The organism is Chryseobacterium sp., assembly GCF_022869225.1.
Lineage (GTDB): Bacteria > Bacteroidota > Bacteroidia > Flavobacteriales > Weeksellaceae > Chryseobacterium.
In genome coordinates, this window is record NZ_JALIHL010000001.1 from 2,193,073 (window position 1) to 2,209,943 (window position 16,871).

Consider the following 16,871-nt stretch of genomic DNA (forward strand, 5'->3'; position numbering starts at 1 on the left):
GTTAATCTTTAATATAGATCCGTTTCACCCGGGGTGAAATGGAAGTTAATACTTCATAGGTTATCGTTTTGCAGTAGCCTGCGAATTCTTTCAAACTGGGGTGAGCATTAAAAACAGTTACCATATCACCTTCCTTTACGTGTGGAATATTATCTACATTGATCATCATCATATCCATACATATATTGCCTACAATAGGAGCAAGCGCTTTATTGACTCCTACATTTCCAACCTGATTTCCAATCAGTCTTGGAATACCATCAGCATAACCTACAGGAATAGTTGCTATTTTGGTCTGATGGTCTGTTTTATATTTTCTGCTGTAGCCTACAGATTCACCGTCTTCTACCATGGAAATTTGCGATATTACCGTTTTAAAACTTACAACAGAGCGTAACTGATTCTGTATTTCACTACTTGGTGATTCTCCCAGCATCCCGATCCCTATTCTTACCATATCATACTGATAGTCCGTATAACTTGTTATTCCGGAAGAATTTAAAATATGTCGGATAGGAGCATATCCCAGTTTCTTTATTAAATATGATGAATTTTTTTCAAATACCTCCAGTTGTTGCAAAGTAAATTCTTTTTCTTCAGGTATATCAGATGAAGAAAGGTGGCTGAACATACTTTGTACTCTCAGATTCTTATCACTTAAAGTTTCACTTAACTGATCCAATTCAAAATCTTTAAATCCAAGACGGTGCATTCCCGTTTCCAGTTTGATATGAATAGGATATTTCTGGTCAAAGCCGGATTTTTGAACAGCTTCATAAAACAGTTCCAGTACCCTGAAGCTGTAAATTTCAGGTTCCAGGTTATAATCTATGATGGTCTGATAACTGTGCTGTTCCGGATTCATCACAACAATTGGAGTTGTAATTCCTTTTTTGCGGAGTTCTGCTCCTTCATCAGCAAAAGCTACCCCAAGATAATCAATGTGATGATGCTGTAAAAATTCTGAGATCTCATAGCTTCCCAGGCCGTAGGCATTTGCTTTTACCATAGCCATCATCTTGGTACTGGGTTTCAGCAGAGATTTATGATAATTGATGTTATGCAGAATGGCATTCAGATTGATTTCGAGGACTGTGTCATGTTTGCGAAGTTCAAGGATATCTTTAAGCTTTTCAATTTCAAATTTTCGGGCCCCCTTCAGAAGAATGATCTGGTTTTCTATTTCGCTAAGATGTTTACTTTCAATAAGTTCTTTAGTGTCAATGAAAGTATATGTTTTAGATTTAAATAATTCACTGAATTTAGATATATTGTTGCCGATTAAGAACACAGAATCGAAATGCTGGTCGTTTACCAGTTCTGAAACTTCTTCATAGAGTTCTTTTGAATTGGTATTGACTCCTACAATATCAGTTAATACCAGGGACTTCTTAGATTTATTATATTCATTTAAAAACTGCAGGGCAGTCTTCAGTGAATCCAGATCCAGATTAAAAGAATCATTAATGATAATATTGCCTTTAATTCCTTCAATGGCTTCAAGCCTCATTTCAACGGCCTTTAAACTGTTGATTTTTTCGACGATCTTTTGATTTTCGATATGTAACTCCTTAAGGACGGTGATAAGTGCCACAGCATTGGTTAATGTGGCTTCGTCTCTTTGATGGGCCGGAAAGCTGATTTCTTCTCCAAAATAATCCACGATGATATTTTCACCCTTTGAAATATTATTTTTAATGAAGACCTGGTTTTCTTTTTTTAATCCGTACGAGATTAATTTTTTATCTGAATATACATTTTTTATTTTTTGTTCAACCCATGAATTATCCCCGTTGTAGATAATCACTTTGGAATCTTTAAAAAGTTTGATCTTTTCATTGATCAGTTCTTCTTCAGAGGAGAAGTTGGCGGCATGGGCTGTTCCGATATGAGTCAGCAGCCCGATTTGAGGATGGAAAATATTTTCGAGTTTTTCCATTTCATCAGGTTTGGAGATGCCTACTTCAAAAATTCCAAGCTGATGGGATTTGTTGATTTGAAGCAGAGAAAGGGGAAGGCCAATCTGGGAATTAAAACTTTTAGGACTTTTTACCGTCGAAAATTCATTCCACAGGCATTGGTACAGCCATTCCTTTAAAATGGTTTTGCCGTTACTTCCTGTGATTCCTATAGATTGTAAATGAGCATGTTCGAAATGATACTTTGCTAATTTTTGAAGAAAATCTACGGAATTCTCAACAATGATCCAGGTGATATTCTCAAACTGCGGATGGTGGTGTTCAGAAATAATGACATTAATACCTCTGTCAATTGCAGATTCAATAAACTTTTCACCGGAGTTTTTATGGGTATTGATCGCGATGAAGGCTGTATTCTTTATGGAATAAATAATCCTGCTGTCAAAGGCGATATTTTTGATCATTAAATCTCCTTCTCCAATAACCTGTGCATTGGTGATATCTGCAATGTGTTGTACTGTATAGTTCATTGGTACCTTTCTGCTTTATTTTAAGGTGAAAAATGCAAAAGAGAAATCCGCAAAAAAATGAAAAAGCTCATTTGAGCTGGTCCTATTTTTTAGATTTTACAATATTGCTTTTTCATTTATATTATATTTTGTGTCGGTTCCATTGCGAAAACATTTTTGAGCGTATTGTATATTGCTTTTTTGCAGTTTCGCCATTTTACCTTTTTTGCTACTTTATTTTCTCTTTGAGAGTACTTCATCAATAAAAACACGTCGGCTTACTGCTTCGTAGCTTTTGGTTTCTCCCAATTCTACCAGATTGTCTCCCTGGGAAGTTCTCATGGAATAGTTGGCAAGATTACCGGTTCTCTTGCAAATAGCATGCACTTTTGTGACATATTCCGCAGTTGCCATCAAATTTGGCATAGGCCCGAAAGGACGCCCGAGAAAGTCCATATCCAGCCCTGCGATCACTACTCTTATACCGCTATTGGCAAGCTGATTGGCAATATCAACAATGCTTTCATCAAAAAACTGAGCTTCATCAATTCCCACTACATCGCAATTGGAGGCGAGCAGGAGAATTTCATTAGGGTTTTCCACGGCGGTGCTGCGTATTTTATTCTGATTATGGGAAACCACATCCTCTTCAGAATACCGGATATCCAGTTTCGGTTTAAAAATTTCCACATTCTGCCCCGCCATTTCTGCTCTTCTCAATCTTCGGATTAACTCCTCGGTTTTGCCCGAAAACATAGAGCCACAGATAACTTCCATCCAACCGCTTTGTTTGGAATGATTAATTGTATTTTCTAAAAACATTTGTTAAATTAGCCGTATATTTTTAACATCAAAAGTAAGCAATTTTAATAAGAATCTTATTATGCAGAATATCCAAGATTTAAAGGAAAAGATTTTTTTTGAGTCCAAGAATATCATCGATAATCTGGATAAAATAAATAACGTAGACGAATTACTTTCCAAGCAAGATCTTGTAGATGAGCTTGCTAACAGAATTTCTTTTTTGAAACTGCTGGAAAAAAATATAGAATATTTCGTGGCTGAAGATCCTGTTCAGCATTTTGAAAATCATCCTGTTTCTTTCGCTTCAAAAGATCCGGAATCTCATGAATCCGGCAACGAAGTGACGGAAGAAGAAGCGATCTTTAATAATGAGCTGAATGAGATTGATGAGTACGAAAATGAAAGCTTTGCCACCGGAATAGAAGAGGAAGCCGCTTTCAACAATCAGCTGAATGAAATCCTGGAAAATGAATTCCATGAGAATATTATAAACTATGTGGAAGAAAGCTATTCTCATAAAATGGGCGGAGAGAAACCCATTGAAACTCCGCAGGATGGATTGACCGAAGAAGAAGCTGTTTTTACCCATCAACTGAACGAAATGGATGAAAACGAAACTTCAGCAGCTCATGAAAGTATTTTTGACTTTATCGATGAAGAAAAAATACTTGCGGATTCTCAACCTGATTCTGATGAAGATATCCACGAAAACATGTTTAATGAGGACATCACAGAAGAAGAAGCCCTATTCAATAATCAGCTGAATGAAATCAACGGTTTTGATGATGAGATCTCTGAACCCCAAGAAAAAAATGGGAATGATGAAGCTTTTGTGAATGAAATGCAGAAGGTCGCAGAAAAAATTCCAAGTATATTTGATCCGGAAATGCTGGAAGATGAAATGCTGATTGAAGAAAATGAAGAGCAATTTGTTTCATCAAATATTGCCATCGAGCAGGGAGAGTTCGCGACAGATACTTCTAATGTGGAAAATATTCTGAGTGAGATCAAAAATGATCATTCTGAAGAAAAAAAGGAGGAAAATGTCCTTGCCGAAGTCTATGACAGAAGAAAGATTATTGATATCGACAGACCTGTTCCTGAAGAAACAGAAAAACATCCTTCTGATGAAAGTTTTGAAGATTTAGACGAATATCATCAGGAGAAAAAAATAAAATTAGCCAATATCAAGGGATTGAAAGCCGTTCAGACTCTTTTTGACGATGATCCTTTGGAAAGAGAAATTCCGAAAGAAAATCCGGCTCCGGTGGTAAAAGAGGATACAGGCAGTATTCTGAAATCTAATATTCCGACCAATTTTATGGAGGCGGATAAACAAAAACCTGAATTCAAACTGGATTTGAATGATAGAATTGCTTTTTCAAAGATGCTGTTTGAAGGAAGCCAGTCTGATCTGAACGATACAGTAGCGGTCCTGAACCGGTTTAGGACTATTGAAGAGGCAAAAGAATACCTGAGTGATCTTTATTACGAAAGAAAATGGAATAAGGTGGATGAATATGCTCAGAGACTTTGGATATTGGTGGAAAATAAATTCTTATAATTTTGAGCGGAATCCTATATTTTGTTCCTACCCCTGTAGGAAATTTGGAAGATATGACTTTCAGGGCAGTACACGTCCTTAAAGAAGTTGATTATATTTTATGTGAAGATACCAGAACTTCCGGAATACTTTTAAAGCATTTTGAGATCTCAAAACCTTTAAAATCTTATCATTTGCATAATGAGCATCAGGTAACAGAAAAAGTGATTGCTGATCTTCAAAACGGCCAGAACATTGCCATTATTACGGATGCGGGAACCCCTGGGATTTCAGATCCCGGCTATCTGCTGGCAAAAGCAGGTGCAGATCATCATATTGAAATGATCTGCCTTCCCGGAGCTACAGCCCTGATCCCGGCTTTGGTGGTTTCTGGACTTCCCAACAATGAATTTCTATTTGCCGGCTTTCTGCCGCAGAAAAAAGGCAGACAAACCAAATTGAAGCAGCTGGCTGAAGAAAAGAAAACCATTGTTCTTTATGAAAGTCCGCACAAAATCAATACTACTCTGGAACAGATTAAAGAGTTCTTCGGAGAAGAAACCAAAGTAAGTTTAAGCCGTGAAATTTCTAAAAAGTTTGAAGAAACTAAACGGGGGACAATCAATGAATTAATTGAGTTTTCCAAGACTAAAACTTTAAAAGGGGAAATCGTCCTTATTGTCAATAATTCCATTTAATTGAAAACACTCGTCTTTGTATTGTGCTCCACTCTTTGTGCAGCACAGACTCATCAGTATACCAAAGTTCTTTTATCAAAAAAAATAGGCAAAGAGGTCAGTTCATATACGGAAGGATATGGAACGGTGTATGACCCTGTGACCAAAAAGCAGGGAATTGTCGATTCATTGGGAACGGTCACCTTTACATCTTCTTACAGAGGCAGTATCTATCACATATTCAAAAACAGATTTGTTTTAAAGTCTGAAGAAGGTGATCAGGCAAGATCAGCGATTATCGATGAAAAAGGGAAATGAGTTAGTTTCTTTAGAAGCTCAGGATTTTAATACCCCATGGCTCAGTAAAGAGAGAATTATTTCTTCCAGACAGAATCTGGAAGCGGTTTATGATTATAACGGGAAGCAGGTTATTCCTTATTCGGATAAAATCAGGTTCTCGGGAAAGAACCGGTTTTTTGTTTTGAAAGATAAAAAATGGTTTCTGTATGACTTTAACGGAAGACAGCTCAGTGACAGGGAATTTAAGGAAGATTATAACTTTGAAAATGGTAAAGCACTGATCGTTAATGAGGATAATCATAGCGAAATCATGGGAATGGATGGGCAACCCTTACACACATTTTCAAAACAGGTGGTCGATATAAATGCTTATCCTTATCTTATTACCAGGAACAAAAGTACCGGAAAGTACGGTTTGACAGATACGGAAGAAAATATTTTGGCAGACGAGATCTTTGATGATATCACCCCTGAATATTTTGGAAAAAAGGAATACATCTACCTGAAAAAAAAGAACAAGATGTCGGTCTTTAATAAAAAAGACCGGAAACTATACCCCAGCAGTTTTTCTTATTTAACTCCTTTATCTGATCATTTTTTCAATGTTTATAATGATAAGTCAAAAAAATATGGTATTGTTGATATACATGGAAACAGGGCTGTTCCTGAGGAATATGATTTTATAAAATGCTTTGTTATTTCAGGACATGATTTTATCTATCTTAAAAAAGGAGGGGAGGAGCAATTACTGGATAAGGATCTTAAAAATATTTTGAGTGAAGGGACTTATGTACTTGGTTTTTATCCTAACAGTCTCCTGATCAGGAAACAGGATAAGTATTATCAGTTTTCAGTAACGGATAGATCTGCGGCAGAATTGAACAATATTACCCTTATCAAAAATCAGGACACTGGTTATTTTAATCCTCTTAATCAGTATTCAAAACCGGTTGTCTGTAGAAATTCAGATAATCTGTATGGTATTTTGGATGGGAAAGGAAAAGAAATTATTCCCTTCCTCTATGAAGATATCATTGTCTTTGAAAATTCTGAAAATGAAATTGTAGTGAAGAAAGACGGAAGATATGGAGTCATGAATTTTCAGAATGAACCCCTGAAAGAAATTGTCTATGATAAGTATTTTTGGCAGAAGGAAGTATTGAGATTGGAGAAAAACAAAAAGTCTGACTTCGTTTACTTCACGAGATTTAAAAATACTGTTATCCAACTGTAGTGATCTATTAAAAAAGCATAAAATTTCCAGGAATTTAATGATTTGAATGCATTGCATGACAATTTATAATATCTTTGCAAACCGTTTAATTCTGGAATAGAATTATATAAATCAAATGAGTCAGCATTCACTAGCTGAATGAGTTATAAAGAAAAATAATTGTCAAAAGATATGAAACTATTAGAAGGAAAGGTAGCACTAATTACCGGAGCTACGAGAGGAATCGGAAAAGGGATTGCTGAAGTATTTGCACAACAGGGGGCAAAAATCGCATTTACTTATGCCGGCTCTGTAGATAAAGCTAAAGAATTAGAAGCAGCTTTGAGTTCTGTAACCCAAATTAAAGGATATCAGTCTGATGCATCAGATTATGATGCCGCTCAGAAATTAGTGGAAGAAGTAATGGCAGAGTTTGGGCAGATTGATATTTTAATAAACAATGCAGGGATTACAAAAGACAATCTTTTATTGAGAATGTCCAAAGAAGATTGGGATCAGGTATTGAGAGTAAACTTAGATTCAGTTTTCAACCTTACAAAAGCGGTTATTAAGCCGATGATGAAGGCAAGATCAGGATCAATCATTAATATGACTTCAGTAGTTGGTATCCAGGGACATGCCGGGCAGGCCAACTATGCAGCTTCTAAAGCCGGTGTCATTGGATTTACAAAATCTGTTGCCTTAGAATTAGGGTCAAGAAACATCAGATGTAACGCTATTGCTCCAGGATTCATTGAAACAGAAATGACTGCTGTTCTGGATGAGAAGATCGTTCAGGAATGGAGAGAGGGGATTCCGATGAAAAAAGGAGGACATCCTGTAGATGTTGCCAATGCCTGCGTATTCTTAGGAAGTGAAATGGCTTCTTATATTACAGGGCAGACATTGAATGTTGACGGAGGAATGTTAACTTAAAATATAAAGAGGCTGTACATCTGTGCAGCCTCTGTTGTATTGCTTTTTTGGAATTTCCGGCCTTTTAATCTTTAAAAATCTGATTTTCCTGTTCCTGAACTCTGATAAAAGTAGTCCTTTTTGAAAGTTCTTTAAGCTGGGAAGCGCCCACATAGGTACAGGTAGAACGTACGCCCCCTAAAATATCTTTCACAGTGTCTGAAACTGCGCCTTTGTAAGCCGCCTTCACTGTTTTCCCTTCCGAAGCACGGTATTCGGCTACTCCTCCGGAATGTTTATCCATTGCTGTTTTTGAGCTCATTCCGTAGAATAAACGGTATTTTTTCCCGTTTTCCTCAATCATTTCTCCTCCGCTTTCATCATGCCCGGCAAACATTCCTCCCAGCATCACAAAATCTGCTCCCCCGCCGAAGGCTTTGGCAACATCACCCGGAACTTTACAGCCACCGTCTGCAATGATATGGCCTCCTAGCCCGTGAGCAGCGTCAGCACATTCAATAATGGCGGAAAGCTGAGGATATCCCACTCCTGTCTTCACTCTGGTCGTACAAACTGAACCGGGACCTATTCCTACCTTTATGATGTCTGCACCAACCAACAGAAGCTCTTCCACCATTTCTCCGGTCACCACATTTCCAGCGATAATAATTTTATCCGGAAAATTTGCCCTTGCTTTCTTCACAAATTCCACGAAATGTTCGGAATAGCCATTGGCTACATCAATACAGAGAAATTCGATTTTTGGATGCTTCCCGAGGATCTGCCTGATTTTCTCTTCATCTGCCTTTCCCGTCCCGGTACTTAATGCAATATACTGATGAATGCTTTCAGGCTGGCTTTGCAGAAACTGATCCCATTCTTCAGGAGTATAATGTTTGTGGATGGCCGTGATAATCTTATCTTTGGCCAGCTCTACAGCCATCTCAAAAGTGCCGACTGTATCCATATTTGCTGCTATAACAGGAACTCCTTTCCATTTCTTTTTGGTGTGTCTGAAGGTAAATTCTCTTTCCAGGTTAACTTCCGACCTGGATTTTAAGGTAGACCGTTTGGGACGGAACATTACATCCTTAAACCCCAGTTTTATGTCATTTTCTATACGCATTTTGTAATTATTTGTCAGAATAAAGGTAGTAAATAATCTGAAAATGGATTATTTTTGAAGCGATGGATTTTCCTGTAACATTTCATATTTTCGGTAAAACAGTTCTCGCGCATCCTCTTTTTGAAGCGCTGGGAATGTTTTTGGGAATGCGGTATTATTTTTATCTTAAACGAAAGTCTGAAGAGAAACTTTCCTTTAATACCTCTGCTGCAGTTTTAATTGGAGCCACAGCCGGCGCCTTATTCGGTTCAAAACTGATCGGGAATCTGGAAAATCCCTATACACTGTTTGAAAATTTCAGCATTCAGAGATTCTGGTCAAACAATACCATCGTCGGAGGATTGGCTTTTGGATTAATAGGCGTGGAGCTGGCCAAAAAAATAGTCAGGCATAAAGAAAGTACCGGAGATCTAATTGTTTTTCCTTTACTCCTTGCTATCATCATTGGGAGAATAGGCTGTTTTCTGACCGGGATTCACGAAGAGACTTACGGTATCCCTACAGACTCTGTGTTTGGAATGCATTTGGGAGATCAGTACCTGAGACATCCTGTTGCTCTTTATGAAATCGGATTTTTATTGGGTCTATGGATCTTCCTGAAATATATTCAAAACAGGGCAAAATACCAGTCTGGATTTATATTTCAGTTATTTATGCTGGGCTATTTTACCTTTAGATTTCTCCTGGATTTCATTAAACCGAGAGTAGAGATCGCAGGAAATCTGGGAACGATACAGCTTATCTGTATTTGTGTAATTATTTACTACATTTATCGTATTAAAAATACCCAATCTTTAGATTTAAAATATTCAAGATGAAAACTTTAACCATTTTAGAAGCGGGCAACCTGGCCGGTGTGGTCATCATGATCATAGGGATGATCATTTTGGGAGCTCTTTTTGTTTCTTTAATAGTCACCCTTGTGGCCAAAATAATTTATGAATGGAAAGGGGACAGGAAATTCAGTAAAAAACAATTTATACAGACGATGCTGATATGCCTTTTGATTTGTGGTTTGATCAGCGGATATATCTGTGGAGGTGCTTAAAATTTAATTATGCCGGTTAGAAATTATACTTATTACGATTATACAATCAGTCTTTGCCCTGAATGCCTTAAAAGGGTTGGTGCGAAGGTCATTATCGAGGATGAAACGGTTTTTATGACCAAAAGATGTCCTGATCATGGCTTCTTTAAGACCAAAATAGCTTCTGATGTACAGTATTACAAAAACATAAGAGACTATAATAAAGCGTCAGAAATGCCACTTCATTTTGGAACCGATGTAGAATATGGATGTCCTTATGACTGCGGGCTTTGTGTAGATCATGAGCAGCACAGCTGCCTTTCTATTGTAGAAGTTACAGACCGCTGTAACCTGACCTGTCCTACCTGCTATGCAATGTCGTCTCCTCATTATGGAAGCCACAGAAGTTTGGAGGAAATAGAAGCAATGTTCGATGTCATTGTCAGGAATGAGGGAGAACCGGATGTCGTTCAGATCAGTGGGGGAGAACCTACCATTCATCCTGAATTTTTTAAAATCATGGATATTGCCAAATCGAAACCTATTAAGCACCTTATGCTCAATACCAATGGAATAAGAATTGCCAATGATCCGGGATTTGCTGAAAAACTGGCTACCTATGCTCCTGAATTTGAAGTATACCTTCAGTTTGATTCCTTTAAACCTGAGGTATTGGAAGATTTCAGAGGAAAAGACCTTACCGCAGTTCGGATGAAAGCATTGGAAAAGCTGAATGAGCTTAATCTTTCTACAACATTGGTCATTGTTCTCCAAAAAGATAAGAATATAGATGAAATCGGGAAGATCATTGAATTTGCACTGAAGCAGAAATGTGTAAGAGGAATTACTTTCCAGCCTGTAGAAATTGCAGGAAGGAATAGGGATGATTCTGCCTATGAAAAAATTACATTAACAGAGGTGAGACAGGAAATTCTAAATCAGTTTCCCCTTTTAAATTCCGACGATATTATCCCGGTTCCATGTAATCCCGATGCTTTAGCCATGGGATACATTTTAAAACTTGAAGGTGAAATTATTCCTTTAACCCGGTATATCAATCCTGCAGATCTTCTGAATAATGAATCCAGAAATACCATTGTTTACGAACAGGATCAGGGCCTTCATATGCAGCTTCTGGATATATTCAGCACCGGCATTTCAGTAGATAAGGTAAAACCTAAAGTTAATCAGTTATTATGCTGTCTTCCAGAGGTATGTGCCCCTGATCTGGATTATGATAATCTCTTTAGAATTATTATTATGAACTTTATGGATGCTCATGACTTTGATGTTAGGGCTGTGAAAAAATCATGTGTTCATATTGTCAACAAAGACCTGAAATTAATTCCTTTTGAGACGATGAACCTTTTCTACAGAGATGATAAAAAGAGCTACCTGGAAGAACTTAGAAAGGAGGACAACGTATTATTATTTTAACTAGCAATAAGAATAATATAATAGAAAGAGATGTGAAATCAATGATCCACATCTCTTTTTTATTTTCTGTATAATTTCTGCCGTTCATCTCTGAAAGTGAAATAGAGGAATTTTTTAAACAGATTATTTTACTTCCGGCACAGGGTCAAAAGTCATTACTTCTTCCAGTGTTTTCATATATTCATACGCAGTAAGGTCAAACTTTACCGGTACAATGGAGATATATCCGTTAGCCAAAGCTGTTTCGTCAGCATCTTCAGAATCATCCATATTGTTAAAATACCCTGTCAGCCAGTAATATTTTTTTCCATGAGGATTGATTCTTTCATCAAAGCTCTCTTCCCATTTTGCGTGGGCCTGTTTGCAGACTTTTACTCCTTTTATTTCTTCCGCAGGAAGTTTAGGAATATTAACGTTCAGAACAACTCCTTTAGGCATTGGTCTTTCAAGAGTTCTTCTGACGATATTCTGAATATATTCTTTAGCCTGTATAAAATCTGCTTCCCAGCTGAAATCCAATAATGAAAAACCAATGGCAGGAATTCCTTCCACCCCGGCTTCCACAGCAGCAGACATGGTTCCTGAGTAGATCACATTAATCGAAGAATTGGCCCCATGGTTAATTCCCGAAACGACAATATCAGGCCTTCTTGTTAAAATTTTGTCAAGAGCCATTTTTACACAGTCTACAGGAGTTCCGCTGCAGGAAAAATCCTTCTGCGGGCCCTCAAGGGTGACTTCTTCGTAGCTTAAGGTAGAATTAATGGTAATAGCATGTCCTTTTCCACTCTGAGGAGAATTCGGGGCTACGACAACTACTTCTCCGATTTCATTCATAAAATTTACAAGATTTCTGATACCGGGAGCTGTAATTCCATCATCATTAGTAACCAGAATAAGCGGTCTTTCCATAAATTATTTTAATTTTTTTAATAACAGTATAGTGCGATTTGTCCGTCGGTTGAATGGGACAAAAGAATTTTTCAACACATCAAATGTAGTTAAAAATAACCTGTTATAAAATATCCGGTCACTTCTAAATGGAACAGAATTGTAAGAAAAAATATTATTTATGGGTAAAAAGCCATAAAATAGGGAGGAAAATACCATTTTTTTACGAAGTTAAATTTTCGTAAGACATAAAAATATCAGAACTTCACAGATGCTTTTTCAGATAGAATTTCCGGAAATGCCATCTTTTAACATTACCGGTATCATTCCATTAGGCATCTGTTAAAGTCTGATAATAGATTGTAATGCATGAATAAACTTAATCAAGAGGTTTCCGGCCCGTGATGATGTTATAAAGAATAACAATAATAGCGATTACCAGAAGAACATGCAGTAAATAACCCGTGCTGATTCCCGGTACGACTCCTAACATTCCCAGCAGCCATACAACGATACAGATGGCTGCAACTAACCATAATAAACTTCTCATGACTATAAAATTTTAAAGTTATATAATTAACTACCTGCATATTTTATGCCTTTACAGGTAAAATCATCTTTTTGTGGTATCTGTTTTTTTAATTTATGTTAAAAAACAAGTGCTTAAGTATCAGATAAAATGCAATATTCACTCATTTTGTGACCAAAGCAAAGCTCCTTATCATGGGAATTATAAAGAACCTGTATTATTATTTGCAGATCACTTTTGATAAAAATGGCCAAAACTGTACGATATTTGTAAATAAGGTATTAAATTTGATCGTTTGTAACATGACCAATAATAGTGCTACTCATTACAATACTATTTAAAAAAAAATTAATAAATACAAGACAGTTTATGTGGAAAAATTTCAAACTGAATAAATTTTTACTACTAATTCCATTAACCAGTCTAATGTTTTGTTTCAACTCGCCAAAAAATGACGATGAAAAGATGCAAACAATAATGGTGAGCGTAAAAAATACACTTTCTTATCTGCATTATAGCCCAAAACCTATCAATGATGCCTATTCGAAGGATGTTTATAAACATTATTTCGAATTGGTAGATCCTGCAAAAAGATATTTCCTGCAGTCCGATATGGATGAATTTGGTAAGCACGAAACTAAACTCGATGATTATATCACCCAGGGTGATCTGACCTTCTATAAGCTTACCATTGACAGACTGTACCAGAGAGTGGATGAAATTGATAAGATTACACAGGATATATTCAGTAAGCCGATCAATCTTCAGGAAGATGAAACGCTTACCCTTGAGCCAAAGCTGAAGAAGATCCCTACCAATAAGCAGGAGCAGTATAATGAGTGGAAAAAGTTCATTAAATATAACATTCTTCAGGAGATTGAATCAATGAACAGCAGAGAGGAAGCTCAGAAAGAGAAAAAAGACTCAGTTCAGAAATATAAGCTGAAAGATACGATCAACCTAAAAATTCTTACTCAGGATGAGAAGATCAAAAAAGCGACAGATGAAGTGAAAGATCTTGTGAAAGATACCTTTACCAGATTCAAAAAGAGAAAGAAAATGGATTGGTTTACGGTGTATATGAATGCCTACACAGAGGTATTTGATCCGCACACCAATTATTATTCGCCAAAAGATAAAGAAGACTTTGACAGCCAGTTTACCGGAAAGGTAATCGGTATCGGAGCAATGATCCAGGAGAAAAAAGGAAACCTTTACCTGGGAGCTCTTACCATCGGAGCACCGGCATGGAAGTCTAAGCAGCTTTCAGAAGGCGATAAAATCCTAAAAGTAAAGTCTAAACCGAAAGATGACGCCGTAAACGTGGTGGGAATGCTTTCTGACGAAGCAGTAAGATTAATTAGAGGTGAAAAAGGAACTCCGGTGACCTTAACGGTTCAGAAAAAAGACGGTTCCATTAAGGATGTAACGATGATCCGTGAGGAAGTAGCAATTGAAGATACTTTTGCAAGAGGTATTGTGGTGAATGCTCCTAACGGTAAGAAATACGGGTTTATCAACCTTCCCGGATTCAATGCTGACTTCGAAAATGCTAAAGGAAGAAATGCTTCTGATGACATTAAAAATGAGATTATCAAGCTTAAGGCTCAGAATATTGAAGGAATTATTCTTGACCTGAGAAATAACGGCGGCGGATCTTTAACAGAGGTGGGAGATATTATGGGACTCTTCATGGATGCCGGCCCATACGTTCAGGTAAAAGACGGAAACGGAAAAATTCAGACTTTAAAGAACAAATATGAAGCTCCGATATGGACAGGTCCTCTTGTGATCATGCAAAACGAACTTTCAGCTTCTGCCTCAGAAATCTTAACAGGGGTGATGCAGGATAATGGAAGAGCAATGATCGTTGGATCACCACAGTCTTTTGGAAAAGGAACCGTTCAGGCTTTCGTGGATTTGAACAGATTTTTGAATACTGAAGATGATTTCGGATCTTTAAAACTGACGATACAGAAATTCTACAGAATTACCGGAGAATCAACTCAAAGAAAAGGAGTGGTTTCTGATATTCAGATGAAAGATTTCTTTACTTATGCAGAAGTAGGAGAGCGTTATGATGATTTTGCATTGGCCTGGGATAAAATTCCGCCTACAAAATTCCAAAAACTGAACTATTTCAATATCCAGGCCCTTGAGAAAGCAAGTGCTGACAGAATGGCTAAAAATAACAATTACCAGCTGTTATTAGAATCTGCTCAGTGGAGAGAAAAACTGGATAAAGAAGAAAGCATTACGTTGAATATCGATAAATTCAATGACGTGATGAAGCATAGAAAATCTCAGATTGAGAAGTTTAAAGTTTTAACTAAATTTGAGAATGGTCTTCAGTTCATGATGTACCCAAGTGAAGTTGAAAGAGCTAAAAAAGATGAAGCATTCAGGAAAAAATCTGAAATGTGGGTTAAGAATCTTAAAAAAGACCTTTACCTGCAGGAAGCAATGAATATTGTAGCAGATATGGGATCGAAATCATAAAAATAAAAAAACCGCTAATGAAAATTAGCGGTTTTTTTATGTAAAAAAGAGGGTTACTTGATCTCTACACATCCCACTCTTCCTCCTGCGTTTCCGGTAGGCTGAGTATGGAAATCATCGGCCGCAGCATGCACGATAAGCCCCTTTCCGATGATGTTTTTAGATTCATCCGTACAGCCAAGACACCATTTGTCTGTCTTGAAAGTAAGGGTTGCATTTCCGCTCTGGTCTGCCACCAGATTCCCGATATCTCCCATATGGAAATGTTCAGCGCCCCATTTTCCATGGTCGTCTTTAGCAGGATTCCAGTGTCCTCCTGTAGAAGTTCCGTCTGCAGCAGAGCAGTCTCCTTTTTCATGAATGTGTACTGCATGGATCCCAGGGGTAAGGTGAGATACGTTCAGCTTCATAATGACCTCATTTCCCTGTTGGGTAAACTTTGCCTCTCCACCGGTTTCTGTTCCGCTTTTGGCCATTACTGCGTAGGTTTTTGTTGTGCTGCACGAAGCTGCAAAAAGTGCACAGCCTGCCAATAGTGTTAATGTTTGTACTTTCATTTTTAAATGATTTAAAGTGATTTTATGATAAATTTAAAAAAGATTTTCCAAAGGCCTTTATGATTCCAGTCTTTTTTTCTGGGAGACAGTAAAAAGATCTCAGGAAATTTAAGCAGATTGACTATCTTTAAAGAGAAGAAATACCTTAAAAAAACAGACAAAATGTAGTCTATCTTGTTTGTTTTTTGCAAGAAGCCAGCGTTTGCAAGCACAAATGGTGAATGCATATACAAAGCAGTAAGACTGTATATCTCTAAAGTAATTTAAAATAGCGGATGGTCGTTTTATATGCCTACATTGACGAAGGAAGACATCAGGATCTGCTGGACAGGTATCTGGATGTTTTTTCTGGTGACTTTAAAGCGCAGATTTTGAAATTTAAAAGATGGCAGGATGCCCAGCTTTCCCTGTTGGGAAGAATACTCCTGAAAAAGGGATTAAGCTCTTACTATCATATCGATGAAATAAGTATGGGCCGTTTACCGAATCATAAGCCCTTTTTAAAAGGAGATCCTGCTCATTTTAATATTTCCCATTCCAAAAACCTGGTAGTCTGTGCGATCGCTGATTTCCCCATCGGGATTGATGTGGAATTTTCTGATGAAACTGTAAACTATATGGATTTTCAGTTTCAAATGACAGCAGATGAGTGTATAGAAATTGATCATTCTGAAGACAAAATAAGAAGCTTTTTTACCTATTGGACCCATAAAGAAGCTGTCATAAAAGCACACGGAGGCGGGATGATGATCCCGTTGGATTCTTTTGAAGTGATCAATAATGAATGTATTGTTGAAGGAAAGAAATTCTTTACAAAAGATCTTTTTTTGGATAAAAGGTATCATATCAGCGTAGCATCCGAAAATAGGGAAATTCAGCACAGGGAGATTATTTTTGAGCCTTTTAATGTAGACTGATGTTCCAT

General features: G+C 37.2%; 16 protein-coding genes. 10 read left to right on the forward strand and 6 right to left on the reverse strand.

The window, feature by feature from the left end:
* Window position 1: 1 nt before the first annotated feature.
* Entirely contained in the window at window positions 2-2,449 is a 2,448-nt protein-coding gene (locus MUW56_RS10225; protein ID WP_292013094.1) for a bifunctional UDP-N-acetylmuramoyl-tripeptide:D-alanyl-D-alanine ligase/alanine racemase, read from the reverse strand.
* Window positions 2,450-2,662: 213 nt separating this feature from the next.
* On the reverse strand, window positions 2,663-3,250 hold the full coding sequence (locus MUW56_RS10230) for a thymidine kinase (protein WP_292013095.1): 588 nt from the start codon (window positions 3,248-3,250) through the stop codon (window positions 2,663-2,665).
* Between the two features lie 61 nt (window positions 3,251-3,311).
* On the opposite strand from MUW56_RS10230, the gene MUW56_RS10235 reads away from it, so the two are divergent.
* From MUW56_RS10235 to fabG, 5 genes are all read left to right on the forward strand, one after another.
* The gene (locus MUW56_RS10235) at window positions 3,312-4,796 is read left to right on the forward strand and encodes a hypothetical protein (RefSeq protein WP_292013096.1); all 1,485 of its coding nucleotides are present in this window, start codon (window positions 3,312-3,314) and stop codon (window positions 4,794-4,796) included.
* A gap of 2 nt (window positions 4,797-4,798) precedes the next feature.
* The gene (gene rsmI, locus MUW56_RS10240) at window positions 4,799-5,473 is read left to right on the forward strand and encodes a 16S rRNA (cytidine(1402)-2'-O)-methyltransferase (RefSeq protein ID WP_292013097.1); all 675 of its coding nucleotides are present in this window, start codon (window positions 4,799-4,801) and stop codon (window positions 5,471-5,473) included.
* Complete coding sequence (locus MUW56_RS10245) at window positions 5,474-5,770, forward strand: hypothetical protein (RefSeq protein WP_292013098.1); 297 nt, start codon at window positions 5,474-5,476, stop codon at window positions 5,768-5,770.
* Window positions 5,754-6,986: a WG repeat-containing protein gene (locus MUW56_RS10250; protein WP_292013099.1), complete on the forward strand. Its 1,233-nt coding sequence runs from the start codon at window positions 5,754-5,756 to the stop codon at window positions 6,984-6,986. Before MUW56_RS10245 ends, MUW56_RS10250 begins: the two co-directional genes overlap by 17 nt.
* Before the next feature lie 171 nt (window positions 6,987-7,157).
* Window positions 7,158-7,901 (forward strand): 3-oxoacyl-[acyl-carrier-protein] reductase, encoded by a 744-nt coding sequence (fabG, locus tag MUW56_RS10255; protein ID WP_292013100.1) that lies wholly within the window; start codon window positions 7,158-7,160, stop codon window positions 7,899-7,901.
* 64 nt (window positions 7,902-7,965) lie between these two features.
* Here fabG and MUW56_RS10260 read toward each other — a convergent pair whose 3' ends face one another.
* On the reverse strand, window positions 7,966-9,006 hold the full coding sequence (locus MUW56_RS10260; protein WP_292013101.1) for a GMP reductase: 1,041 nt from the start codon (window positions 9,004-9,006) through the stop codon (window positions 7,966-7,968).
* 62 nt (window positions 9,007-9,068) lie between these two features.
* Here MUW56_RS10260 and MUW56_RS10265 point away from each other — a divergent pair, with 62 nt between their 5' ends.
* From MUW56_RS10265 to MUW56_RS10275, 3 genes are read left to right on the forward strand one after another with little or no spacing between them, the layout of a single operon-like run.
* Window positions 9,069-9,824 (forward strand): prolipoprotein diacylglyceryl transferase, encoded by a 756-nt coding sequence (locus MUW56_RS10265; protein ID WP_292013102.1) that lies wholly within the window; start codon window positions 9,069-9,071, stop codon window positions 9,822-9,824.
* Window positions 9,821-10,054, forward strand: a complete 234-nt coding sequence (locus tag MUW56_RS10270; RefSeq protein WP_292013103.1) for a hypothetical protein — start codon at window positions 9,821-9,823, stop codon at window positions 10,052-10,054. The genes MUW56_RS10265 and MUW56_RS10270 overlap by 4 nt, the downstream gene beginning before the upstream one ends.
* Window positions 10,055-10,063: 9 nt before the next feature.
* Window positions 10,064-11,470: a radical SAM protein gene (locus tag MUW56_RS10275; RefSeq protein ID WP_292013104.1), complete on the forward strand. Its 1,407-nt coding sequence runs from the start codon at window positions 10,064-10,066 to the stop codon at window positions 11,468-11,470.
* Between the two features lie 123 nt (window positions 11,471-11,593).
* Here MUW56_RS10275 and surE read toward each other — a convergent pair whose 3' ends face one another.
* Both surE and MUW56_RS10285 read right to left on the reverse strand, forming a co-directional pair.
* Window positions 11,594-12,382, reverse strand: coding sequence for a 5'/3'-nucleotidase SurE (surE, locus tag MUW56_RS10280; protein ID WP_292013105.1), 789 nt, complete (start codon window positions 12,380-12,382; stop codon window positions 11,594-11,596).
* 358 nt (window positions 12,383-12,740) lie between these two features.
* Complete coding sequence (locus tag MUW56_RS10285) at window positions 12,741-12,911, reverse strand: lmo0937 family membrane protein (RefSeq protein ID WP_292013106.1); 171 nt, start codon at window positions 12,909-12,911, stop codon at window positions 12,741-12,743.
* A 348-nt stretch (window positions 12,912-13,259) separates the two neighbouring features.
* On the opposite strand from MUW56_RS10285, the gene MUW56_RS10290 reads away from it, so the two are divergent.
* Window positions 13,260-15,389 carry a carboxy terminal-processing peptidase gene (locus MUW56_RS10290; protein ID WP_292013107.1) on the forward strand — a complete coding sequence of 710 codons (2,130 nt, stop codon included), beginning with the start codon at window positions 13,260-13,262 and terminating at the stop codon, window positions 15,387-15,389.
* Between the two features lie 53 nt (window positions 15,390-15,442).
* Here the strand turns inward: MUW56_RS10290 and MUW56_RS10295 are convergent, their stop codons facing one another.
* Window positions 15,443-15,946: a superoxide dismutase family protein gene (locus tag MUW56_RS10295; protein WP_292013108.1), complete on the reverse strand. Its 504-nt coding sequence runs from the start codon at window positions 15,944-15,946 to the stop codon at window positions 15,443-15,445.
* A gap of 275 nt (window positions 15,947-16,221) precedes the next feature.
* Between MUW56_RS10295 and MUW56_RS10300 the strand changes: the two genes are divergently transcribed.
* Complete coding sequence (locus tag MUW56_RS10300) at window positions 16,222-16,863, forward strand: 4'-phosphopantetheinyl transferase superfamily protein (RefSeq protein ID WP_292013109.1); 642 nt, start codon at window positions 16,222-16,224, stop codon at window positions 16,861-16,863.
* The last annotated feature ends 8 nt before the right edge of the window (window positions 16,864-16,871 follow it).

Bases quoted from the DNA above. Each gene is read 5' to 3' on its own strand.
- MUW56_RS10265 (WP_292013102.1), top strand. From the start codon at position 9,069: ATGGATTTTCCTGTAACATTTCATATTTTCGGTAAAACAGTTCTCGCG.
- MUW56_RS10285 (WP_292013106.1), bottom strand. From the start codon at position 12,911: ATGAGAAGTTTATTATGGTTAGTTGCAGCCATCTGTATCGTTGTATGG.
- MUW56_RS10295 (WP_292013108.1), bottom strand. From the start codon at position 15,946: ATGAAAGTACAAACATTAACACTATTGGCAGGCTGTGCACTTTTTGCA.
- MUW56_RS10275 (WP_292013104.1), top strand. From the start codon at position 10,064: ATGCCGGTTAGAAATTATACTTATTACGATTATACAATCAGTCTTTGC.
- MUW56_RS10235 (WP_292013096.1), top strand. From the start codon at position 3,312: ATGCAGAATATCCAAGATTTAAAGGAAAAGATTTTTTTTGAGTCCAAG.
- MUW56_RS10225 (WP_292013094.1), bottom strand. From the start codon at position 2,449: ATGAACTATACAGTACAACACATTGCAGATATCACCAATGCACAGGTT.
- MUW56_RS10250 (WP_292013099.1), top strand. From the start codon at position 5,754: ATGAAAAAGGGAAATGAGTTAGTTTCTTTAGAAGCTCAGGATTTTAAT.
- fabG (WP_292013100.1), top strand. From the start codon at position 7,158: ATGAAACTATTAGAAGGAAAGGTAGCACTAATTACCGGAGCTACGAGA.
- MUW56_RS10260 (WP_292013101.1), bottom strand. From the start codon at position 9,006: ATGCGTATAGAAAATGACATAAAACTGGGGTTTAAGGATGTAATGTTC.
- MUW56_RS10290 (WP_292013107.1), top strand. From the start codon at position 13,260: ATGTGGAAAAATTTCAAACTGAATAAATTTTTACTACTAATTCCATTA.
- MUW56_RS10230 (WP_292013095.1), bottom strand. From the start codon at position 3,250: ATGTTTTTAGAAAATACAATTAATCATTCCAAACAAAGCGGTTGGATG.
- MUW56_RS10300 (WP_292013109.1), top strand. From the start codon at position 16,222: ATGGTCGTTTTATATGCCTACATTGACGAAGGAAGACATCAGGATCTG.
- surE (WP_292013105.1), bottom strand. From the start codon at position 12,382: ATGGAAAGACCGCTTATTCTGGTTACTAATGATGATGGAATTACAGCT.
- MUW56_RS10270 (WP_292013103.1), top strand. From the start codon at position 9,821: ATGAAAACTTTAACCATTTTAGAAGCGGGCAACCTGGCCGGTGTGGTC.